Source organism: Terrihabitans aquatilis (assembly GCF_052542005.1).
The window spans coordinates 906,594-928,485 of the sequence record NZ_JBOCUO010000002.1; the positions used below are offsets into that span (position 1 = coordinate 906,594).

16 protein-coding genes and 1 riboswitch are annotated in these 21,892 nt (G+C 64.9%); of the genes, 9 read left to right on the forward strand and 7 right to left on the reverse strand.

The annotated features are described in order from the left end of the window. Positions 1-2: 2 nt before the first annotated feature. Positions 3-1,235: an argininosuccinate synthase gene (locus tag ACQ6S1_RS10465; RefSeq protein ID WP_445041118.1), complete on the forward strand. Its 1,233-nt coding sequence runs from the start codon at positions 3-5 to the stop codon at positions 1,233-1,235. A gap of 149 nt (positions 1,236-1,384) precedes the next feature. Next, entirely contained in the window at positions 1,385-3,640 is a 2,256-nt protein-coding gene (locus ACQ6S1_RS10470; RefSeq protein ID WP_445041267.1) for a transglycosylase domain-containing protein, read from the forward strand. Here the strand turns inward: ACQ6S1_RS10470 and ACQ6S1_RS10475 are convergent. Further along, positions 3,618-4,412 (reverse strand): M48 family metallopeptidase, encoded by a 795-nt coding sequence (locus tag ACQ6S1_RS10475; RefSeq protein ID WP_445041119.1) that lies wholly within the window; start codon positions 4,410-4,412, stop codon positions 3,618-3,620. The genes ACQ6S1_RS10470 and ACQ6S1_RS10475 overlap by 23 nt on opposite strands. A gap of 38 nt (positions 4,413-4,450) precedes the next feature. Continuing rightward, positions 4,451-5,203: an alpha/beta hydrolase gene (locus tag ACQ6S1_RS10480; protein WP_445041120.1), complete on the reverse strand. Its 753-nt coding sequence runs from the start codon at positions 5,201-5,203 to the stop codon at positions 4,451-4,453. A 158-nt stretch (positions 5,204-5,361) separates the two neighbouring features. On the opposite strand from ACQ6S1_RS10480, the gene infC reads away from it, so the two are divergent. Beyond that, complete coding sequence (infC, locus tag ACQ6S1_RS10485; protein WP_445041268.1) at positions 5,362-5,901, forward strand: translation initiation factor IF-3; 540 nt, start codon at positions 5,362-5,364, stop codon at positions 5,899-5,901. A gap of 72 nt (positions 5,902-5,973) precedes the next feature. On the opposite strand, the gene ACQ6S1_RS10490 is transcribed toward infC, so the two are convergent. Beyond that, positions 5,974-7,380, reverse strand: coding sequence for a TadE/TadG family type IV pilus assembly protein (locus tag ACQ6S1_RS10490; protein ID WP_445041121.1), 1,407 nt, complete (start codon positions 7,378-7,380; stop codon positions 5,974-5,976). 315 nt (positions 7,381-7,695) lie between these two features. On the opposite strand from ACQ6S1_RS10490, the gene rpmI reads away from it, so the two are divergent. The 5 genes from rpmI (at position 7,696) to ACQ6S1_RS10515 (ending at position 12,619) form a co-directional block, all read left to right on the forward strand. Then, positions 7,696-7,902 (forward strand): 50S ribosomal protein L35, encoded by a 207-nt coding sequence (rpmI, locus tag ACQ6S1_RS10495; RefSeq protein WP_445041122.1) that lies wholly within the window; start codon positions 7,696-7,698, stop codon positions 7,900-7,902. A gap of 25 nt (positions 7,903-7,927) precedes the next feature. After that, on the forward strand, positions 7,928-8,290 hold the full coding sequence (gene rplT, locus ACQ6S1_RS10500) for a 50S ribosomal protein L20 (protein WP_445041123.1): 363 nt from the start codon (positions 7,928-7,930) through the stop codon (positions 8,288-8,290). Positions 8,291-8,411: 121 nt separating this feature from the next. Next, entirely contained in the window at positions 8,412-9,494 is a 1,083-nt protein-coding gene (gene pheS, locus ACQ6S1_RS10505) for a phenylalanine--tRNA ligase subunit alpha (RefSeq protein WP_445041124.1), read from the forward strand. Further along, complete coding sequence (pheT, locus tag ACQ6S1_RS10510; protein ID WP_445041125.1) at positions 9,491-11,905, forward strand: phenylalanine--tRNA ligase subunit beta; 2,415 nt, start codon at positions 9,491-9,493, stop codon at positions 11,903-11,905. The genes pheS and pheT overlap by 4 nt, the downstream gene beginning before the upstream one ends. A 30-nt stretch (positions 11,906-11,935) precedes the next feature. Further along, positions 11,936-12,619: a sulfate transporter family protein gene (locus ACQ6S1_RS10515; RefSeq protein WP_445041126.1), complete on the forward strand. Its 684-nt coding sequence runs from the start codon at positions 11,936-11,938 to the stop codon at positions 12,617-12,619. Here ACQ6S1_RS10515 and upp read toward each other — a convergent pair whose 3' ends face one another. The 4 genes from upp to metE form a co-directional block, all read right to left on the reverse strand. Continuing rightward, positions 12,620-13,258, reverse strand: coding sequence for a uracil phosphoribosyltransferase (gene upp / locus ACQ6S1_RS10520; RefSeq protein ID WP_445041127.1), 639 nt, complete (start codon positions 13,256-13,258; stop codon positions 12,620-12,622). A gap of 9 nt (positions 13,259-13,267) precedes the next feature. Further along, positions 13,268-14,509, reverse strand: coding sequence for a URC4/urg3 family protein (locus tag ACQ6S1_RS10525; protein WP_445041128.1), 1,242 nt, complete (start codon positions 14,507-14,509; stop codon positions 13,268-13,270). Further along, a complete protein-coding gene (locus tag ACQ6S1_RS10530; RefSeq protein ID WP_445041129.1) occupies positions 14,509-15,783 on the reverse strand; it encodes a GTP cyclohydrolase II in 1,275 nt (424 codons plus the stop codon). Before ACQ6S1_RS10530 ends, ACQ6S1_RS10525 begins: the two co-directional genes overlap by 1 nt. A gap of 168 nt (positions 15,784-15,951) precedes the next feature. After that, positions 15,952-18,270 carry a 5-methyltetrahydropteroyltriglutamate--homocysteine S-methyltransferase gene (gene metE / locus ACQ6S1_RS10535; RefSeq protein ID WP_445041130.1) on the reverse strand — a complete coding sequence of 773 codons (2,319 nt, stop codon included), beginning with the start codon at positions 18,268-18,270 and terminating at the stop codon, positions 15,952-15,954. 117 nt (positions 18,271-18,387) lie between these two features. Next, positions 18,388-18,590, reverse strand: a riboswitch (cobalamin riboswitch). 359 nt (positions 18,591-18,949) lie between these two features. Between metE and ACQ6S1_RS10540 the strand changes: the two genes are divergently transcribed. After that, the gene (locus tag ACQ6S1_RS10540; RefSeq protein ID WP_445041131.1) at positions 18,950-21,871 is read left to right on the forward strand and encodes a ribonucleoside-diphosphate reductase subunit alpha; all 2,922 of its coding nucleotides are present in this window, start codon (positions 18,950-18,952) and stop codon (positions 21,869-21,871) included. Positions 21,872-21,892 lie beyond the last annotated feature (21 nt).

Below are 21,892 nucleotides of genomic sequence, written 5' to 3' on the forward strand. Positions count from 1 at the left end.
TGATGACCAAGAAGACGCCCAAGAAGGTGGTGCTCGCCTATTCCGGCGGCCTCGATACCTCCGTCATCCTGAAATGGCTTCAGACCGAATATGGCTGCGAGGTCGTCACCTTCACCGCCGATCTGGGACAGGGCGAGGAACTGGAGCCGGCGCGCAAGAAGGCCGAGCTGCTCGGCATCAAGTCCGAGAACATCTTCATCGAGGATCTGCGCGAGGAATTCGTCCGCGACTTCGTGTTCCCGATGTTCCGCGCCAATGCCCTTTACGAGGGGCAGTACCTGCTCGGCACATCCATTGCCCGCCCGCTGATCTCCAAGAAGCAGATCGAGATCGCTCGCCAGGTCGGCGCCGATGCCGTCGCCCATGGCGCGACCGGCAAGGGCAACGACCAGGTCCGTTTCGAGCTGGCCTATTACGCGCTGGAGCCGGAGATCACCATCATCGCGCCGTGGCGCGAATGGGACCTCACCTCCCGCACCCGCCTGCTCGAATTCGCCGAGCAGCACCAGATCCCGATCGCCAAGGACAAGCGCGGCGAAGCGCCGTTCTCGGTCGACGCAAACATGCTGCATTCCTCATCCGAGGGCAAAGTGCTCGAAGATCCGGCCGACGAGGCGCCGGAATTGGTCTACCAGCGCACCATCCGTCCCGAGGATGCGCCCGACAAGCCCGTCTACATCACGATGGATTTCGAGGCGGGCAATCCGGTCGCCATCGACGGCGAGGCCCTGTCGCCCGCCAATCTCCTCACGCGCCTCAACCAGCTCGGCAAGGAAAACGGCATCGGCCGCCTCGATCTCGTCGAGAACCGTTTCGTCGGCATGAAGTCGCGCGGTGTCTATGAGACGCCCGGCGGCACCATCCTGCACAAGGCGCATCGCGGTATTGAAAGCATCACGGTCGATCGCGACGCTCTCCACCTCAAGGAGAGCCTGATGCCGAAATATGCCGAGCTGGTCTATTACGGTTTCTGGTTCGCACCCGAGCGCGAAATGCTGCAGGCGCTCATCGACAAGAGCCAGGAATTCGTTACCGGCCAGGTCCGCATCAAGCTCTACAAGGGCAATGTCGACGTGGTGGGCCGCTCCTCACCCTATTCGCTTTACGACAAGGAGCTCGTTACCTTCGAGGAGGGCGCGGTGGCCTATGACCATCGCGACGCGGAAGGCTTCATCAAGCTGAACGCGCTGCGCCTGCGCACGCTGGCCGCGCGCCGCAAGAAGATCGAAGGCTGATCCGCCTTCCTTATGAACCCGTGGGGAGGGTGCTCCGCCCCACGGTTAACATCCCTTAAACCCGCCATCTTCAAAGTGCATGTGCCGTCTCTTTCGGGGCACGGCGCGGGCGCGGCTTGCCCGATGGGACGAGGAGCACGGGCGGGATGATGGGCTTCGGGGGCAGGAAGCGGCGGGAGAAGAAGGAACCGCGCTTCGATTCGCATCCCGAGGAAGTGCTGGATCTGCGCCTGTCTGCGGCCGATCGCGCTGGCGGATCTCCGGGCCCCGGCCGCCGTCGCCGCAGGGATGATGATCCCTATCCCGTGCGCGAACCCGGATGGAGCCGCAGAAACGACGAGGATCCGCCCCTGCGCGCCGACCGTGCGCCGCAGGACGATGATCCCGCATCCGGATTCGACATGGCAGATCGCAGGCGTGCTCACCCATTGCGGAAGAAGGCGCGGTCCGGCGGGGGCCGCAAGAGCGGTCGTCGGCGGCGCAGCCTTATCCCGTGGCGCTTTCTGCTGCGTTCGGTGTTCCTGCTGGCACTGATCGCCGGTATCGGCATTGCGGGCCTCGTCGCCTACGAGGCCGCCAAGCTGCCGGATATCCGCGCCTTGCAGATTCCCAAGCGCGCGCCCAGCGTCACCCTCGTGGCGGCCGATGGTTCCACGCTGGCCGTTCGCGGCGATGGCGTCGGTGCCAAGGTCGATCTGCGGCATCTGCCGGCTTATTTGCCGCAAGCCTTCATCGCCATCGAGGACCAGCGCTTCCGCTCGCATTGGGGCGTCGATCCCATGGGCCTCCTGCGTGCGGCTGTCGTCAATATCCGGGCGGGCGATGTGGTGCAGGGCGGTTCGACGCTGACCCAGCAGCTCGCCAAGAACTTGTTCCTCACGCCGGAGCGCTCGATGGAGCGCAAGATCCAGGAGGCGCTTCTCGCGCTGTGGCTGGAATCGCGGATGAGCAAGGACGAGATCCTCGAACTGTATCTCAACCGCGTCTATTTCGGCGCCGGCGCCTATGGGGTGGAGGCGGCCTCGCAGCGTTATTTCGGCAAGCCGTCGGCCTACGTCACCTTGTCGGAAGCCGCCATGCTGGCCGGTCTCGTCAAGGCGCCGTCCCGTCTTGCACCGACGCGCGATGCGAAAGCCGCTCAGGCCCGCGCCCAGACCGTGCTCACCGCCATGGCGGAGCAGGGCTATGTCACCGCCAAGGAAGCCGCGGCCGCGCGAAAGACCGGCCCCGACATCGCCGCGCCCCGCAGCGAAGGCGCATCCGGCTATATCGCCGATTGGGTGGTCGATCAGCTCGACGATCTCGTCGGCACGATCGAGGAAGACGTTATCGTCGACACCACGATCAACCCGCTTCTGGAGGCCGAGGCCGAACAGGCTTTGGTGGGTGGTCTGTCGGAGCGCGGCAAAGCGCTCGGCGTGTCCCAGGGCGCCATCGTTGCGCTTGATCGAAACGGCGCGGTGAAGGCGCTCGTCGGCGGTCGCTCCTATGCCCAGAGCCAGTTCAACCGGGCCGTTGCCGCCCGTCGTCAGCCCGGCTCCGCCTTCAAGCCGTTCGTCTATCTGACGGGCGTCGAGCAGGGCATGGTGCCCGAAACGATCATTCAGGATGGGCCGATCCGCATCGGCAAATGGGCGCCCGAGAATTTCGACAAGAAATATCACGGGCCGGTCACGCTCACGCAGGCGCTCGCCACCTCGCTCAACACGGTCGCCGTGCGCGTGGCGATGGAGGCCGGGCCGGCCAACGTCGTCTCCGTCGCCGAGCGGCTCGGCATCTCATCGCCGCTGCAGCCCAATGCCTCCATCGCGCTGGGCACGTCGGAGGTCACGCCGCTGGAATTGGCGGGCGCCTATGTGCCCTTCGCCAATGGCGGCTACGGCGTGGTGCCCCACGTGGTCCTTCGTGTGCGCACCGCGGAAAACGGCAAGGTGCTCTATCAGCGCAGCGGCACGGGCGTTGGGCGCGTCGTCGCTGCCCCGTATGTCGCCATGATGAACCGCATGATGTCGGAGACGCTGCGCATCGGCTCGGCGCGAAAGGCCGATCTCGGCGATTGGCCGGCGGCCGGCAAGACCGGCACCAGTCAGGATTTCCGCGATGCCTGGTTCGCCGGCTTTACGGGGCAACTGGTCACGGTGGTCTGGCTTGGCAATGACGACGCCTCGCCCACGAAGCGCGCCTCCGGCAGCGGCCTGCCCGTCGAGATCTGGAACCGTTTCATGACGCAGGCCCATCGCGGCGTGCCGGTTGCGGCTCTTCCCGGCGTGCACGACACCACGATCGTCGCCGATGCCCCGCCCCCGCGCGAGCGGGGAGATCGCTGGGGCGGCGGCCGCCCGGCGCGGTCTCAGGAACCGGTGCGAAACCCCATCGATTTCTTCAAACGGCTGTTCGGGGGATAGCGGGAATTGCCGGCTCCGGCCCGTAGCGGTGCAGGCTTGCGCCGTGCGCCTTGAGCCAGGCCTCGGCCTCGTCCGTATGTGGGCAGAGGCCACGCAGCACCGCCCAATATCGCGCGCTGTGGTTCATCTCGCGCCGGTGCGCCACCTCGTGCGCGGCCACGTAATCCAGCACGAAGGACGGAGCCAGGATGAGGCGCCAGGAAAAGGCGAGGGCGCCTGACGACGAGCACGAGCCCCACCGGGTTCGCGTGTCCTTGATGCTGATCCGCCCGACGCTGACGTCGAGCGCAGCAGCATAGATGGCCGTCGCGCGCTCCAGGTCGCGCCGCGCCTCCGCCTTCAGGAAATCCCGCACCCGCCGGGCCAGATGGTCGGGCGGCCCCGGCACGGCGATCGCCGGCGCGCCATCGGCCCCGGCCTCGATGCGGGTCAGGCCGCGCGCGCCGGCATGGACGATGCGGTGGGGCACCCCGCGCACGGGCACATGGGCATCCGCCACGAAATGAACCGTCTCCGGAAGGGTACCGATCCTTGCGGCGATCCATTCGATCTGCCGCTCGGCGAAGGCCTGCGCCGCCTTCAGGCTCACCCGTGGCGGCAGCGTCAGCACGAGGTCGCGCCGTGCCTGACGCAGCCGCAGCGTGATGCGCCGCGCCTTGGGATGACGCCGCACATGGATGGTCAGCGGCTGCCCGCCGACCCGGATTTCGAGTCTGGAGGGCTCGGGCGCCCGAGGGCGCGAAGCAGTGAAGAGACGGCGCAGCACGGACATGGACGATAGAGCGTTCCGTGGATTCGAGCCAGAAATCCTCAGCGGGCGATGCCTTCGACCGCAGAAAGAATGCGCGCCAGATCCTCGGGGCGCGAGAGGCGGTGGTCCCCGTCCTTGATGAGCGTGACGATCACGTCATCTTCGGGCAGATGCTCCACCAGCCTCATGGCATGCTGCCAGGGCACGTCGGGGTCTTCCTTGCCCTGGAGGATGTGGATCGGTGCGCCGATCCGCAACGGCCCGTCGAGGAGGATGTGATTGCGGCCGTCCTCGATCAATTTCCGGGTGATGGGCGTGGGCTCCGGGGAATATTGCGACGGAAGATGATAGACGCCTTCGCGCAGAATGGTCTCGCGGGCCTCTTCCGAGAGTTCTGCCCACATCAGATCTTCCGTGAAATCGGGTGCCGGCGCGATCAGGACGAGGCCTGAGAGCGCCTGTCCCTCGGCCGCCAGTGCCCGCGCCGCGAGGAGCGAAAGCCACCCGCCCATCGAGGAGCCGACGAGGATCGGCGCCGGGCCGCCATGGGCGCGGATCACCGCCAGCGCATCGTCCAGCCAGTCCGAGATTGTGCCGTCTTCGAACCGCCCCTCCGATTCGCCGTGGCCGGAATAATCGAACCGCACCACAGCCCGTCCCGTTTCCGCGCCCCATTGCACCAGATGCGAGGCCTTCGTCGCCATCATGTCGGAGCGAAAGCCGCCCAGCCAGATGATTGCAGGACCGGTGCCCGGCAGGGTGCGAACCGCAAGGCGGCGTCCGGCGTTCTCAAGATGGGCGAAACGTTCCACGGGGCTTCTCCATTGTGGTTGTCAGATGCCCAACTACATAAGGGAAGTAAACTGCGCGCCTACCGAGTTGACATCGTCGAAAAATCACTCATCCTCCGCGCGCAGCGCGTGAGCACGGCTTGCGCGCGCGTTATCGAAACAATCAGGAGAACGCTGCCATTCGCCGTCCGATGAGATCTATCGCGCCCGTCCAGAAAGATGGACCGCGCATCAACCGGGAAATCCGGGTTCCTGCCGTTCAGCTGATCGACGCTGAAGGCGAGAACCGAGGCATCGTGCAGATCCAGGACGCCCTCGTCATTGCCGAGGAAGCCGGTCTGGATCTGGTCGAGATCGCTCCGAATTCGGAGCCGCCGGTCTGCAAGGTCCTCGATTACGGCAAGCACAAGTTCGCGGCGCAGAAGAAGGCGGCTGAGGCGCGCAAGAACCAGAAGACCGTCGAGGTCAAGGAAGTGAAGATGCGGCCGAACATCGATGACCACGATTACGAGGTCAAGATGAAGGCCGTTCGCCGCTTCTTTGACGAAGGCGACAAGGTCAAGGTTACCCTGCGCTTCCGCGGACGTGAAATGGCCCATCAGAACCTGGGTCTGAACCTGCTCTGGAAAGTGCGCGACGAAGTCGCTCCCATCGCCAAGGTCGAGAGCGAGCCGTCGCTTGAGGGCCGTCAGATGGTCATGATCCTGTCGCCGCGCTGATTGCAGCCGCAAGGCGGAACAAAAAAGGGCGCATCCCGAAGGATGCGCCCTTTTTCTTTGATGGCCGGTGCGTCAGTTCACCAGCCGCACATTGCGTGCGGTGAGGGACTCACCTGGCTTGCCGGGGGTAACCGTCACCGTATCGGGGTTACGCAACGCGCCTGATCCAGGCTCGATCTTCCAGTTTAGCCCGCCATTGAGCAGCAGCTTGTCGACCACGATGGAAATCTTGTTCGAGTTGACCGTCGACGCCGAATTGAAGGTCACGTTGCGGCTCGGCCAATAGATCAGGCCCTCGAAATACTGGTTCGCATTGCCGTTGATCGTAAATCCCGACGAAGAAAGGTTCTTGGCCTCGAAGAACAGGATGCCAGCATAGGTGCCGCTCTCGGGAGCGCGGAGGTCCGATTCCACACGATCGTTGAACTGGATGTAGGAATTGGCGTCCGGGTAATAAAAGGTGACGCCCTTGCCAACGAACTTGATGCCCGAATTGAAGTTGGTCGAACCCTTCCAGATGTAGAGGCCGGGCGCGAAGTTGACGGTTGTGATGCCGCTGTTGATGTTGATGTTCTCGTAGAAGCCCGGGTTCAGGTTGAAGGTCTTTGCTCCACCGAGATTAAGCCCTCGGTACTTGCCGGCCTTCAGGGTGACGCTGTTGAAGCCGCTGTTGAAGTTGAGGCCGCAATAATCGCCCGGCGCCAGCACGAGATCCTTGCCGTTGCTGTTCGCGTCATAGGAGCCGCCGTTGCGGGTCGAGCAATTGTTCGTCGGCACGGTCACCGTCGGCATCTTGTCGACAAACGGATCCTCGATGGCCGGGCAGTTCTTCTCCACGGCGGAATTCGTGCTGTTGGTGTTGAACTTCGGGGATTTGAAGCACAGCCGCTTCATATTCACGTCCTGGACGTTGTCCATCGTGGCCGGAGAGCCGGACGTCGAGCGGATGTGCATCTCGCAGCTCGGAGCGTTGATTGTCACGCCGCTGTTGATGGTCAAGGCGCGGTCGGCATTGGCGTTCTTGACGAGGATGCAGACCGGGGAGCCGGGCGTTACCACCTCCTCATCAGGCGTATTGTTGCCCTCGTGAGTGGTCACCATCAGCCGCGCCGTGCTGGTCACCGTCACCGGCAGCGTCTGCACGTTGATGATCTTCATCATGCTGGTGGAAACGTCGGCGGTTACCGTTCCGCTCAGATCCTCGCCCTTGGCCGTGAATTTGGTGGAGACGATCGTGGCGCCGGCGGGCAGGTCGGCGGCGGAGAGCAGCGCCTGGGCGGCCGCTTCCTTCCCGCTGTCCTTGCTGGCGCCGGAAAGAACTGCCGTATCCAGCCGGCTCTGCAGTTCCGACTTCACCTGTGCGGCGCGCGTGTAGTCCACCGCGGCACCCGCTGCCATCATGATCGGCAGCAGCGACAGTGCGAACAGCACCATCGCGACACCCTTTTCATCGCCCCGCAGCCGCTTCAGAAGAGACATGGCCGGACTCCAATTTGCATTTCGCTGAAACATTTGTCGGCTTCATACTCCCGATCTTGGGACGTGTGCAGATGGATTCTGAGTTTTGCATGATTGAAGCGAATGAAATCTGATCTCTTGCTCTAAATTTTCCGGGGTGTTTCAAGGTTTCGCTAACCATGAGTGATCGTCTTGAGCCCCCTTGTGTTCTGCGGGCTCTCCCGCTAGAAACCGCACCTTCTCTCCTGTCCGGCTGAAAAGGGCTGCCGTGGCGGGGGGTTTCGCTTGGCCTCCGCCGTCACGGCAGTTGGGGCCATCCTCTATATGGAGAGCAAAATGCCCAAGATGAAGACGAAGTCGGGCGTGAAAAAGCGCTTCCGGCTCACGGGTACCGGCAAGGTCATCGCCGGCCAGGCCAACAAGCGCCACGGCATGATCAAGCGCACCAACGCTCAGATCCGCAACCAGCGCGGCACGACGATCCTGTCGGATGCCGACGCCGGGATCATCAAGAGCTTCTTCCCCTACGGGTCCGCTCGCTGAGCCGCTGCGCTGAAAGGATAAGACCATGTCCCGTGTAAAACGCGGCGTCACTTCGCACGCCAAGCACAAGAAGACGTTCAAGGCCGCCAAGGGCTTTTACGGTCGTCGCAAGAACACGATCCGCGCCGCCAAGGCGGCCGTGGACAAGGCGATGCAGTATTCGTATCGCGACCGCAAGAACAAGAAGCGCACGTTCCGCGCTCTCTGGATCCAGCGCATCAACGCTGCGGTTCGTGATGGCGGCCTGACCTATTCGCGCTTCATCGACGGTCTCTCCCGGGCGGGCGTCACCATCGACCGAAAGGTTCTGTCCGACCTCGCCATCCGCGAGCCGGCGGCCTTCTCCGCGCTGGTCGCACAGGCCAAGGCGGCCCTGCCGGCGGCCTGAGGGCCCGGCAGCGTCATGTGGCTTCTCCCGTTTCGGCACGTTCGCCGGGCGGGAACCATAGTTTGAAACATCACCACGCCCTCCGGCCCTCCGGAGGGCGTCTCAATCCGGGCTCCCCGCAATGAGCGACCTCGCACAGCTCGAAGCCTCCCTGCTTTCGGACATTGCCGCCGCAGCCGATGAGCCCGCGCTCGAGGCGATCCGCGTCGCGGCGCTCGGCAAGAAGGGCTCGATCTCCGAACAGCTCAAGGGCCTCGGCACCATGTCGCCGGAGGAGCGCAAGACCTTCGGCCCGGCCATAAACGGCCTGCGCGATCGCGTTGCCGGGTCCATTGCCGCCCGCAAGGAAGCGTTGGCCGAGGCGGCCCTCGATGCGCGGCTCGCGGCGGAGGCGCTCGACGTCACCCTTCCCGTCCGCGCGACCGGCAGCGATCTCGGCCGCCTGCACCCCATCAGCCAGGTCACCGAGGAAATCGCGGCGATCTTCGCCGATCTCGGCTTCGCCATCGCCGAAGGACCGGACGTCGAGGACGACGAGCACAATTTCACGGCGCTGAATTTCCCGGTCGGCCATCCCGCCCGCGAGATGCACGACACCTTCTTCTTCGCGCCCGACGAGAGCGGCGAGCGCAAGGTGCTGCGCACCCACACCTCGCCGGTGCAGATCCGCACGCTCCGGGCGCAGGAACCGCCGATCCGCATCATCTGTCCGGGCCGCACCTATCGCAACGACAGCGACCAGACCCACACCCCGATGTTCCATCAGGTCGAGGGGCTGGTGATCGACCGCACGGCGAACATGGGGAACCTGAAATGGGTTCTCGAGGAATTCTGCAAGGCCTTCTTCGAGGTGCCGCGCGTTGAGATGCGCATGCGCCCGAGCTTCTTCCCCTTCACCGAGCCGTCGATGGAGGTGGACATCCGCTGCTCGCGTCAGGGGTCTGAGATCCGCTTCGGCGAGGGCGATGACTGGCTGGAGATTCTGGGCTGCGGCATGGTTCACCCCAACGTGCTGCGCAATTGCGGGCTCGATCCCGACGAATGGCAGGGCTTTGCCTGGGGCATGGGCATCGACCGCGTGGCCATGCTGAAATACGGGATGCCCGATCTGCGCGCCTTCTTCGAGGCGGACCAGCGGTGGCTCCAGCATTACGGATTTCGCCCGCTCGACCTGCCGAGCCTGATCGGAGGGCTCAGCTCGTGAAGTTTTCCCTCTCCTGGCTCAAAGAGCATCTGTCCACCGACGCCGGGCTCGACGCTGTCTCCGAAAAGCTGACGGCGGTCGGCCTCGAAGTCGAGGCGGTCGAGGATCGGGCCCGCGCGCTTGCGCCGTTCAAGACGGCGCGTGTGGTTGAGGCGGTCCAGCATCCCAACGCCGACAAGCTGCGTGTCTGCAAGGTCGATCCGGGCGATGGCAACCTCATTCAGGTCGTGTGCGGCGCCCCGAACGCGCGCACGGGCATGATTGCGGTTCTCGGTCGTGAAGGCGCTCTCGTGCCGGATTCCGGCATGGTGCTGAAGGCCGGAGAAATCCGCGGCCAGGTCTCGCAGGGCATGATGGTGTCCGAGCGTGAGATGGGCCTCTCGAACGAGCACAATGGCATCATCGAGATGCCGGAGGGCACGCCTATCGGCGTTCCCTTCGCGCCCCTCATGGGCCTCGACGATCCGGTCATAGAGATCGCAGTGACACCGAACCGCCCGGATTGCCTGGGCGTGTCCGGTGTGGCGCGCGACCTTGCGGCCGCCGGTCTCGGCGAGATCACGACCACCGAAACCTCATCCGTGCCGGGAGCCTTCGCAAATCCCGTGGCGCTGCGTTTCGAACTCGACGATCCCGCGCTGTGCCCGGCGTTCGCGCTGCGCCTCGTGCGTGGAGTGAAGAACGGGCCGTCGCCGGACTGGCTGCAGAAGAAGCTGCGCGCCATCGGCCTGCGTCCGATCAACGCGCTCGTCGATATCACCAATTTCCTCACTTATGATCGCAACCGTCCGCTGCACGTCTTCGACGCCGCCAAGGTCGCGGGCGATCTCGTGGTGCGCCGCGCGCGTGCGGGCGAGAGCCTCGTTGCGCTCGACGGCAAGACCTACGCGCTCGACACCGATGTGGTGGTGATCGCCGATGACAATGGCGCCGAGAGCATGGCCGGCATCATGGGCGGCGAGGCCACCGGCTGCACGGACGACACCGTCGACGTTCTCATCGAGAGCGCGCTGTGGTCCCCCCTCAACATCGCCCAGACCGGACGTCGCCTGGGTGTTCATTCCGACGCCCGCCATCGTTTCGAGCGCGGCGTCGACCCGGCCTATACGATTCCGGGCCTCGAACTCGCCACGCAGCTCATTCTCGATCTCTGCGGCGGCGAAGCGTCCGAAATCAGCCTCGTCGGCAAGATCCCGGACGATCGCCCCGTGCTGCGCTTCCCCGTTTCCGAGGTGAAGCGCCTGACCGGCCTCGATCTGCCGGAAGACGAGATCAAAGCCGTGCTCGACCGGCTAGGCTTCGTCTCCATGCCGCTCGGCGACGTGCTCAGCGTCACCCCACCGAGCTGGCGTCCGGATGTGCATGGCAAGGCCGATCTCGTGGAGGAGGTCGTGCGCATCGTCGGTCTCGACCGTGTCGAGTCGACGCCGCTGCTGCGCCTCGACGGTATCAGTCGGCCCGTTCTCACGCCTTTGCAGCGGCGTGCACGCACGGCGCGCCGTGCGCTGGCGGCCCGTGGCCTAGTGGAAGCCGTCACCTGGTCCTTCGTGCCGAAGGCGCATGCCGAGATGTTCGGCGGCGGCAAGCCGGAACTGGCGCTGGCCAATCCTATCGCGGCCGATCTGTCCGACATGCGGCCGAGCCTGTTGCCGGGCCTCATCATGGGCGCGCAGCGCAATGCCGATCGCGGCATGGCGGATGTAGCCCTGTTTGAAGTCGGCCAGATCTTCCTCGGCGCCGGTCCGAACGATCAGCGCATGGCCGCCACGGCCTTGCGTCGCGGCACCGCCAAGCCCGAGGGCGCCGGCCGTCACTGGGCCGCGCGCGCCGCGAATGTCGACGCCTTCGATGCAAAGGCGGATGCCATCGCGCTTCTGAACGCGCTCGGTGTGCCTGCCGACCGCCTCCAGATCGCGCAGACCGCGCCTTCCTATTTCCATCCCGGCCGCTCGGGCACACTTCAGCTCGGCCCGCAGAACGTGTTCGGCCATTTCGGCGAGCTGCATCCCCGCGTGCTGAAGGCGCTAGATGTCGATGGCCCGCTCGTCGCCGTGGAAATCGTGCTCGATGCGCTCCCGGCGCCCAAGGCCAAGGCCACGAAATCCCGGCCGCCGCTCGACCGCGCCGACCTGCAGCCGCTCAGCCGTGATTTCGCCTTCGTCGTGGATCGCGCCGTGAAGGCAGCCGACGTCCTGCGCGCCGTCCAGCAGGCCGACTGCAAGCTCATCACCTCGGCGGATGTGTTCGACGTCTATGAGGGCACGGGCGTACCCGATGGCCGGAAATCGCTGGCGGTTTCCGTCACGCTCCAGCCTCGCGACAAGACGATGACCGATGCCGAGATCGAGGCCGTGTCCGCAAAGATCGTGTCCGGCGTGGCAAAGGCGACCGGGGCGACGCTGAGGGGCTGATCCGGGCATAAGGCGAGGAGAAACCGGCACATGATCCAGGCAGCTCTTCTCGCCCTTCGTCAGGCATTCTCCCCGCAATTCCGGTCGACGCTCTTCAAGACGATCGGGCTCGCGCTCGTTTTTCTCGTCCTGCTCGGCGTCTTGCTGCAGACGCTCGTCACGCGCTTCATCGACCTGAACAACCCGAATTACGATCTCATCGCCAGCATTCTGAGCGGCATGGGCATCTTCGTCGCGCTCATCTTCCTGATCGGGCCCGTCGTCTCGCTCGTAGCCGGCTTCTTCCAGGACAATATCGCCGCGCGCGTCGAGGCCGAGCATTACCCCGGCGACGTGCCGGGGCAGGAATTGCCGACCGGCCGCTCCATCCTGCTCGCCGTGCGTTTCGCGCTGCTCGTACTTGCCGTGAATCTGGGCGCGCTCGTCCTGCTGCTTGTGCCCGGCGTAAATCTCATCATCTGGTGGGTGGCCAACGGCTATCTGCTCGGCCGCGAATATTTCGAATTCGCGGCTATGCGCTTCCTGCCGGAGGAGGAGGCCAAGGCGGTGCGCAAGGCCTATTCAGGCCGCGTCTTCATCGGCGGCCTGATGATCGCGGCCTTGATGGCCATCCCGATCGTCAATCTCACCACGCCTCTGGTCGCCTCGGCCTTCATGGTCCACGTCTTCAAGGGCGTGCAGCGGCGCCTGCCGCCGCCGCGCCCGGTCGTGTAATCACTTCGTCCCGAACAGCCGGTCGCCCGCATCGCCCAGGCCGGGGCGGATATAGCCATGGCTGTCGAGCTGGCGGTCCACCGAGGCGGTGAAGATCTGCACGTCCGGATGGTGCTTCGACAGCACCTCCACGCCTTCCGGCGCAGCCAGCAGGCACACGAAGCGGATCTGCGTGGCACCGGCCTGTTTCAGCCGGTCGATCGCCGCCGCCGCCGAATGGCCCGTTGCCAGCATCGGGTCCACCACCACCGCCAGCCGCTCTCCCAGATCGTCGGGCAGTTTCAAATAATATTCCACCGGTACCAGGGTCTCGGGGTCGCGGTAGAGCCCGATATGGCCGACGCGAGCCGAGGGTACGAGGTCGAGCATGCCGTCGAGGATGCCGTTGCCCGCGCGCAGGATCGACACGAAGCACAATTTCTTTCCGGCGAGGATGGGCGCGGTCATGTGCTCCAGCGGCGTTTCGATCTCAACCGTCTCGAGCGGCAGATCCCGCGTCACCTCATAGGCCAGCAGCAGCGCCACTTCCGACACCAGCCGCCGGAAATCCGTTGTTGGCTGGTCGCGCTTGCGCATGAGGGTCAGCTTGTGCTGGACGAGCGGATGATCGACCAGAACAACATTCGGATATCGGTCCATCTCGCTCTCCTAAAACACCGTGCCGTCGCTGATGATCGTCAACGGAGGTCCGCCATCCACGCGCAATTCGCGTGCGATCTTGCGTCCCGCCGCCCAGGTGCCGCCTTCCAGCACGCAGGCCAGCGGCATGTCGTCTTCGCTGCGGCCCAGCCGCGCGCGCACCGGCGGCGCCAGGCGGTCGAGCAGCGCGAGCGTCAGCGCCCGCCATTCCACCACAGCCTCGTGCTCCACAGGCAGAGGCGTCTCCGAGAGTGCTGGATCCCGGAGCGTGATGACGCCAAGGTCGATGAACAATCCGCCATTGCGATATTCGGGCAGGCCGGTCAGCGCGCCGACATCCGTCACCTCGTCTCCGGCATCCTGAAAGATTTCGATCAGGGAATAGGTCAGCCATTGCGACAGCTTATGGAACGGCACCAGCCCGTCCGTGAGGTCGTTTGCCGCCACCTGCGAATGCCGCCAGACATCACCCAGATTCTCGCCCTGCAGCTCGACGCGCGAGGGCCAGATCGGCCCGAATGCGTCGAGCACCGTCTCAAGGATGGCGGTCGCCGGCACCTGTTGGGGAAAACGGCTCTTGATATGATCGTACATGTGGCCGATGCGCGGCTCGAACGGCCCGAAAATATCGGGCCGGTTGCGCAGCACCTCGCCCAGTCGGTGCATCAGGTCCGCACGTCCCGGCACGCCCAGCAACGGATTGTCGGCGCGCACATGGAACATCGCCTCGATGGTCTGCGGTGTCACCGCCTCCAGCCCCGCCGCGTCGGCCAGCAGCCGGTTGTGCGGATCGGATGAGAATGCCCCTTCGACGAAACCGTGCAGGCTCGCCACCGCCAGCCCTTCGGAGCGGGTCAGAAGCAATCCCGTTCCCGGCTCCTCGAACGCCCAGTTCGGCCCGGCGCCCGCGTCCAGCAGCACGCTCGGCACGCAAAGATCGAACCGCATGCGGGCGATTTCGCTGACATCGAGGAGCGACATCGCCCCGGCGATCTTGCTCCAGCGGTCGATGCCGCCGGCCGTGAAATGCCGCCACCTTGAATGATAGGGGATGTCGAGCGCGGGATAATTCGCGCGGATCACGTCGGCCACGAAATCGGCCGCGGCCTCCATCCGGTCCAGATGCAGCGTGAAATGGCCAAGCGTTCCGGCCTCGCCGAGGGCGAGCAGGGCATGGCACCGCTGGCGGATGGCTTCAGGCGTCTTCAGCCACGCGATTGCGTCGGCCGGTTGTGTCAGGTTCGCTGGCATCAAGCCTCGAGTTCACGGCCCTTTGCCTTTTTCAGTTCATTCAAGCCGGGCACCTGGTCGGTGAAATAGCCCGCGGCCTTCTTCGCGTCCATCTCCACCTGCGCGTCGGCCGGGATCAATTCGTCCGGGATGGGAACCCGCTCCACCACCTCGATCCCGCTGGCCACGATGGGCGCATATTTCATGTTGCTCATCGAGACGAGACGGTCGATGCGGCTCATGCCGAGCCAGTGCAGCACATCCGGCATCAATTCCTGGAAGCGCATGTCCTGCACGCCGGCCACGCATTCGGTGCGCTCGAAATAGGCCTCGGCCCGGTCGCCGCCTTCCTGCCGCTTGCGGGCGTTGTAGACGAGGAATTTCGTGACTTCGCCGAGCGCGCGCCCTTCCTTGCGGTTGTAGACCACGGCGCCGACGCCGCCCCTCTGCGCCATCTCCACGCACACCTCGATGCCATGCGCGAGATAGGGACGGCAGGTGCAGATGTCCGAGCCGAACACGTCAGAGCCGTTGCATTCGTCGTGGATGCGGCAGGCGATCTTCGTCTCCGGGCGGCCGAGCTTGCCGGTGTCGCCGAACAGATAGACCGTGGTTCCGCCGATGGGCGGCAGGAACACCGAGAGGTCGGGCCGCGTCACCAGTTCGGGGAACATGCCGCCTGTGTGTTCGAACAGGGCTCGCCGCATCTCGGTCTCGGCGATGCCGAAGCGCCGCGCCACGCCGGCCAGCTGCCAGACCGGCTCGATGGCGATCTTGGTGACGCGCACGTCGCCATTCGCGCACAGAATGTCGCCGTCGGCAGCAAGCCGCCCGGCGGCCAGCGCGGCGCCGATTTCCGGCATGTTGATGTGCGCCTTGGTCACGGCGATCGAGGGTCGGATGTCGACCCCGTCGGCCATTTCCTTGCCGAACGCCGCGCCCGGCATATGACCCCATGGGTCGAGTGAGACGATCTTGTCCGCCGCGCTCCATTGCGGAAAAGGTCCGATCGGCTCGGCGGGCGCGGTGTTGGTCAGATCGGGCCGGTGTGCGGCATCGAGTTGCCCCGCCGCCACGGCCAGTGCGCGGTAGAGGGAATAGGCTCCGGAATGGGCGCCGATGGCATTGCGGCCCGGCGCGCTGGGCGTCGCGATTACGGGGCCACGCGCGCGTTGCTCGCCTGCGCCCCAGCGCAGATGGGCCGGCATGATGCCGGCGGTTCCGGGATGTGAGGTGATGATGATCGGCCGCGGCAGCTTGCGGTCGTTGGTGCGGGTGGACGTTTCGATACCCATGGGGAAACTCGCCACAATCGGTGCGGGGCACCAAAAAGGGAGTCTCGCCTGAAAGCACCCGCTCCGGAAGAGCAAAAAAGCAGCAATTCGAGGTAAATGTGCACGTTTGCCGTGCGCAGGGGAGAAGGCCCGGTAGATATCCGGGCCTTCCATGCGGGATGTCTGACGTCAGGCCTTGGCGCGCAGGATCTTCGCCGCTTCCACCATATTGACCAGAGCGGGCTTCACTTCGTCCCATTTGCGGGTTTTCAGGCCGCAATCCGGGTTCACCCAGATCTGGTCCGGCGACAGACGCTCGCGCGCCTTGCCCAGCAGATCGACCATTTCCTCGGTGGAGGGCACGCGCGGCGAGTGGATGTCGTAGACGCCGGGCCCGATCTCGTTCGGGTATTTGTAGTCGATGAAGGCGTCAAGGAGCTCCATCTGCGAGCGCGTGGTCTCGATCGAGATCACATCGGCGTCCATCGCCCCGATCGAGGGCATGATGTCGTTGAACTCCGAATAGCACATATGGGTGTGGATCTGCGTCGTCGGCTTCACGCCGGAGGCCGACAGGCGGAAGCTCTCCACCGCCCAGTCCAGATAAGCCTGCCAGTCGGCCTTGCGCAGCGGCAGCCCCTCGCGGATCGCCGGTTCGTCGATCTGGATGATGGCGATGCCGGCGGCCTCCAGGTCCACCACCTCGTCGCGGATCGCGAGAGCGATCTGGCGGCAGGTGTCGGCGCGCGGAATGTCGTCGCGGATGAACGACCAGAACAGCATGGTGACGGGGCCGGTCAGCATGCCCTTCATCGGGCGCTCGGTCAGGGACTGGGCGTAGCCCGACCATTCCACACTCATCGGCTCGGGGCGTGAGACGTCGCCAAAGATGATCGGCGGGCGCACATAGCGCGAGCCGAAGCTCTGCACCCAGCCGTGCTGGGTGAAGGCGTAGCCCGAGAGCTGCTCACCGAAATACTGCACCATGTCGTTGCGCTCGAATTCGCCGTGCACCAGCACGTCGACGTCGATCTCTTCCTGCCAGCGCACGGCCTCTTCCGTCGCTTGGCGCAGGAACGCCTTGTAATCCTCGGAGGACAGCTCGCCTCGCGTATGGGCGGCGCGCGCCTTGCGCACGTCCTCGGTCTGCGGGAACGAGCCGATCGAGGTCGTGGGATAGAGCGGCAGCTTGAACGCATCATGCTGAAGCGCCCGGCGTTCCGCGAACGGCACCCGCTCCGAATCCTTCGCCGTCACCGCGGCGAGGCGTGCCTGCACGGCGCGATTGTGGATCTTGGGCGAGCTCTTGCGCGCCGCGGCCGCCTCGGCGGAAGCCTTCAGCTGGTCCGCAACCGCGTCGCGGCCCTCATCCAGTGCCCGGCCGAGGATGGAGAGCTCCCCGATCTTCTGCGCGGCGAAGGCCAGCCAGGACTTCACGTCCGGGTCGAGCCTCGCCTCCTGCTCGAGGTCGATCGGCACATGGAGGAAGGAACACGACGCCGAGACGATGATGTTCTCCGCTCCGCGCGCCTCAACCACCGGCTCCAGCACGTCGAGCGTCTTTTCCAGGTCCGCGCGCCACACATTGCGCCCGTCGATCACGCCGAGCGAAAGCACGAGATCCTTCCGCGCACCGGCGAGCACCGCTTCGAGCTGACCCTCGCCACGCTTGAGGTCGACATGCAGGCCCGCGACCGGCAGAGAAAGAGCGGCGTCGAGATTGTCGCCCAGCGCGCCGAAATAGGTGGCCACGAGAATCTTCAGGCCCGGAACGGCCTTCGCCAGTTCCGCATAGGCCGTCTTCAGCGCGGCACGCTCGGCATCGTTCAAATCGAGCACGAGCACAGGCTCGTCGATCTGCACCCAGTCTGCGCCTTCGGCGTGGAGTTGATTCAGCACCTCGGCATAGACCGGCAAAACGCCCGGCAGCAGCGAGATCGGATTGAAGCCCTGCTCCTGGCTCTTGCCGAGCTTGAGGAACGTCACGGGTCCCACCAGCACCGGGCGGGTGTGAATGCCCAGCGCCTTGGCCTCGCGGAACTCCCGCACCGCCTTGGAGGAGGCGAGTTCGAAGCTCTGGCCGGAGGTGAATTCCGGCACGATGTAATGATAGTTCGTGTCGAACCATTTGGTCATTTCCTGCGCCGGCAGACCACCGCCGCTGTGGACATGGCCGTGTTCGCACACATTGGTGCCATGGGTGCCGCGCGCCATCGCGAAATAGGTCTCCACCGAGACCTTACCGCCGGTCCAGCCATAGATCTGCGGCACCGCGCCCACCATCACGGCGGTGTCGAGCACGTGGTCGTAAAGCGAGAAATCGTTGGAGGGGATAGCGGTCGCACCCAGCGCCTTCTGGCGTTGCCAGTTCGCGGCGCGCAGACCCTTCGCGGTCTCCGCAAGAGCATCCGGCGAGGTCTTGCCCGACCAGGATGATTCGAGGGCGCTCTTCAGCTCGCGGCGCGGCCCGATGCGCGGAAAGCCCAAACTGCTGACAACAACCGACATGCTTCTCAACCCCATCTGATGACGACGGGGCATGGGATCGCGTGGCGCGGCGAGGGCGTGCCCGGAAGGGCCGCCCGCGTGGCGCAAGAACCGCGATCCATCGTGCACCCCGCCGAGGACGTTCACTTGGCCGGGGCAGGTCTCCTGGCTCACGGGTCACGGCCTTGGCCCGTCTTCCCGGTGCGGACACCAGTGACGTATCGGACCCGGGCTCGCCGCTCACAGTTGCGGGGGCAGCTCCGGCTTGGGTCACGCCCTTCCGGATTCCCTCTTAGCTGCCGACGCAGAACGCCAGCAGAACCTCGACAGGACCAATCTGGCAAAGCGAAACGCATGAGTCAATAAGGATATGCAGATTTCTTTATGTGAGTTTGATCGGATTGATGGCTTAGATAAGAGGGTTAGTGCCGGTCATTTTGTCCCGCTATCCACAGCCGTGAGCCTTGTGTCCGAGCAGGAAATAAAGGTTGAACGAGCAGATCATGGGTATCCATGGTGCTCATGTACAATATGTTGTGGAGCAGTCACACGCCCCCGAATTAAGCCAGCAGCTGCCCCACAGCCTGTCCACAGCTCACATTCGGACTCGCTCTCTCTCCAGAATCGGACCACGTTGGGATCAAGATTTGCGGCACACCTAGTGCAATGGCGTCTCCTAACAACCATATATGGGGCTAAGATGGGACTTAACGTTGAGGCTGGCCGCCTGGGCCAGGGAACGCCGGTTCAGCTCGTGAACACGCCAAAGACCCCGCCCGCCGCCGGCTCGACGCCGACCTTCCACGTCATCAAGCGCAATGGCGACGTGACGACGTTCGACCAGTCGAAGATCCAGATCGCCGTGACCAAGGCCTTCCTCGCCGTCGAGGGGCAGGGCGCAGCGGGCTCGCGCCGAGTGCACGAAGCGGTCGAGACCGTCACCGAGCAGGTCGTGGCCGCCCTGACGCGTCGCGTCGATTCCGATCGCGCGCTGCACATCGAGGACATCCAGGACCAGGTGGAGCTCGCGCTGATGCGCGGCGAGCACCAGAAGGTCGCCCGCGCCTATGTGCTCTACCGCGAGGACCGCGCCCGCGCCCGTCGCGAGGAGCAGGCCGCCGTCACGAAGACCGCACCGGCCGCGCCCGCTCTCCAGGTGCGCCATCCCGATGGCCAGCTTCTGCCGCTCGACGAGACGCGCCTTCAGGCGCTTGTCGCCGAAGCCGTCGCTGGCCTGGACGGTGCCTCCGCCGATCCGATCCTCGCCGAGACCCGCCGCAATCTCTATAACGGCATCACGCAGGACGAACTGTCGCTTGCGCTCATCATGGCGGCGCGCACCCTCGTCGAGCAGGAGCCGAACTACGCCTATGTGTCCGCCCGCCTGCTGAACGACCGGCTGCGTCGCGAAGCCCTTTCCTTCATCGAGGGTCGTCCCACCCAGGCCACCCAGGCCGAAATGGGCGAGCGCTATGCCGCCTACTTCCAGGCCTATGTGAAGCGCGGCATCGAGCTCGAACTGCTCGACCCGGAACTCGCCCGCTTCGATGTCACGCGTATCGCCCAGGCCATCAAGCCGGAGCGGGACCAGCAATTTCAGTTCCTCGGCCTGCAGACCCTGTACGACCGCTATTTCCTGCATTCCGACAATGTGCGCTTCGAGCTGCCGCAGGCCTTCTTCATGCGCGTCGCCATGGGTCTCGCCGTCCGCGAGATCGACCGCGAGGCCAAGGCCATCGAGTTCTACGGCCTCATCTCTTCGTTCGACTTCATGTGCTCGACGCCGACGCTTTTCAACGCCGGCACGCTGCGCCCGCAGCTCTCGTCCTGCTTCCTGACGACCGTGCCGGACGATCTCGACGGCATCTTCAAGTCCATCAAGGACAACGCTCTGCTCGCCAAATATTCCGGCGGCCTCGGCAATGACTGGACGCGCGTGCGCGGCCTCGGTGCCCACATCAAGGGCACCAATGGCGAGAGCCAGGGCGTGGTGCCGTTCCTCAAGGTGGCCAACGACACCGCCATCGCGGTCAACCAGGGTGGCAAGCGCAAGGGCGCGGTTTGCGCCTATCTCGAGACCTGGCACATTGATGTCGAGGAATTCCTCGATCTGCGCAAGAACACGGGCGACGACCGCCGTCGCACGCACGACATGAACACGGCAAACTGGGTGCCGGACCTGTTCATGCAGCGCGTCGAGGCCGATGGCGTGTGGACTTTGTTCTCGCCGGACGAGACCGCCGACCTCCACGACCTGACGGGCGCGAAGTTCGCCGAGCGCTATGCGCATTACGAGGAGAAGGCCCGTCGCGGCGAGATGAAGGTGCACAAGGAGGTCCGCGCGACCGATCTGTGGCGCCGCATGCTCACCATGCTGTTCGAGACCGGCCATCCGTGGATCACCTTCAAGGATCCGTGCAACCTGCGCTCGCCGCAGCAGCACATCGGCGTGGTCCATTCCTCGAACCTCTGCACCGAGATCACGCTCAACACCTCCGACAGCGAAGTCGCGGTCTGCAATCTCGGCTCGGTCAACCTCGCGGCCCATGTCGAGGGCGGCAAGCTCGACCACGCCCGTCTGGAGCGCACGGTGAAGACCGCCATGCGCATGCTGGACAACGTGATCGACGTGAACTTCTACACGATCCCGGAAGCCCGCAATTCCAACCTCAAGCACCGTCCGGTCGGCCTCGGCCTGATGGGCTTCCAGGACGCCATCAACATCCTGCGCATCCCCTACGCCTCCGATGAGGCGGTGGAATTCGCCGACGAGAGCATGGAGGCCATCGCCTACCACACCATCTCGGCCTCGGTGGATCTCGCCGCCGAGCGCGGCCGCTACGCCAGCTTCGAAGGTTCGCTGTGGTCGCGTGGCATCCTGCCGCTCGACTCGATCAAGCTGCTGGACGAGGCGCGCGGCGTCACCGCCGAGATGGACCGTTCCTCGCGGCTCGATTGGGACAGCCTGCGCCAGCGGGTCGTCACCATCGGCATGCGCAATTCCAACACCATGGCCATCGCGCCCACGGCCACCATCTCCAACATCTGCGGCGTCGCCCAGTCCATCGAGCCCGCCTACCAGAACCTCTTCGTGAAATCGAACATGTCGGGCGATTTCACGGTGGTAAACGCGCACCTCGTGCGCGATCTCAAGGAGCGCGGCCTGTGGGACGCGGTGATGGTGTCGGACCTCAAATATTTCGACGGCTCGCTGGGCGCGATCGATCGCGTGCCGGATGATGTGAAGGCCATCTACGCCACGGCGTTCGAGATCGACACGTCCTGGCTCATCAAGGCTGCCTCGCGCCGCCAGAAATGGATCGACCAGGCCCAGTCGCTCAACATCTACATCGCCAATCCGAACGGCAAGAAGCTCGACCAGCTCTACCGTCTGGCCTGGCAGCTCGGCCTCAAGACCACCTATTACCTGCGCTCGCGCTCGGCCACTCATGTGGAGAAGTCCACGCTGAAGGGCACCGACGGCAAGCTCAACGCGGTTTCGGCCGGCACCGTTACGGCCGCTCCGGCGGCGGCAATTGTCGCCCCCGCGCCGGTGCCGGAATTCATCCAGGTTCAAAACGCCTGTTCGATCGAGGATCCTACCTGCGAGGCGTGCCAGTAGGCCGCTCCCGCGGCGCTGGCC

Excerpts from the sequence above, each read along its gene's own strand:
- ACQ6S1_RS10540 (WP_445041131.1), top strand. The coding sequence starts at position 18,950 with ATGGGACTTAACGTTGAGGCTGGCCGCCTGGGCCAGGGAACGCCGGTT.
- ACQ6S1_RS10530 (WP_445041129.1), bottom strand. The coding sequence starts at position 15,783 with ATGGGTATCGAAACGTCCACCCGCACCAACGACCGCAAGCTGCCGCGG.
- metE (WP_445041130.1), bottom strand. The coding sequence starts at position 18,270 with ATGTCGGTTGTTGTCAGCAGTTTGGGCTTTCCGCGCATCGGGCCGCGC.
- ACQ6S1_RS10515 (WP_445041126.1), top strand. The coding sequence starts at position 11,936 with ATGATCCAGGCAGCTCTTCTCGCCCTTCGTCAGGCATTCTCCCCGCAA.
- rplT (WP_445041123.1), top strand. The coding sequence starts at position 7,928 with ATGTCCCGTGTAAAACGCGGCGTCACTTCGCACGCCAAGCACAAGAAG.
- ACQ6S1_RS10525 (WP_445041128.1), bottom strand. The coding sequence starts at position 14,509 with ATGCCAGCGAACCTGACACAACCGGCCGACGCAATCGCGTGGCTGAAG.
- upp (WP_445041127.1), bottom strand. The coding sequence starts at position 13,258 with ATGGACCGATATCCGAATGTTGTTCTGGTCGATCATCCGCTCGTCCAG.
- ACQ6S1_RS10470 (WP_445041267.1), top strand. The coding sequence starts at position 1,385 with ATGGGCTTCGGGGGCAGGAAGCGGCGGGAGAAGAAGGAACCGCGCTTC.
- pheS (WP_445041124.1), top strand. The coding sequence starts at position 8,412 with ATGAGCGACCTCGCACAGCTCGAAGCCTCCCTGCTTTCGGACATTGCC.
- ACQ6S1_RS10490 (WP_445041121.1), bottom strand. The coding sequence starts at position 7,380 with ATGTCTCTTCTGAAGCGGCTGCGGGGCGATGAAAAGGGTGTCGCGATG.
- ACQ6S1_RS10465 (WP_445041118.1), top strand. The coding sequence starts at position 3 with ATGACCAAGAAGACGCCCAAGAAGGTGGTGCTCGCCTATTCCGGCGGC.
- ACQ6S1_RS10475 (WP_445041119.1), bottom strand. The coding sequence starts at position 4,412 with ATGTCCGTGCTGCGCCGTCTCTTCACTGCTTCGCGCCCTCGGGCGCCC.
- rpmI (WP_445041122.1), top strand. The coding sequence starts at position 7,696 with ATGCCCAAGATGAAGACGAAGTCGGGCGTGAAAAAGCGCTTCCGGCTC.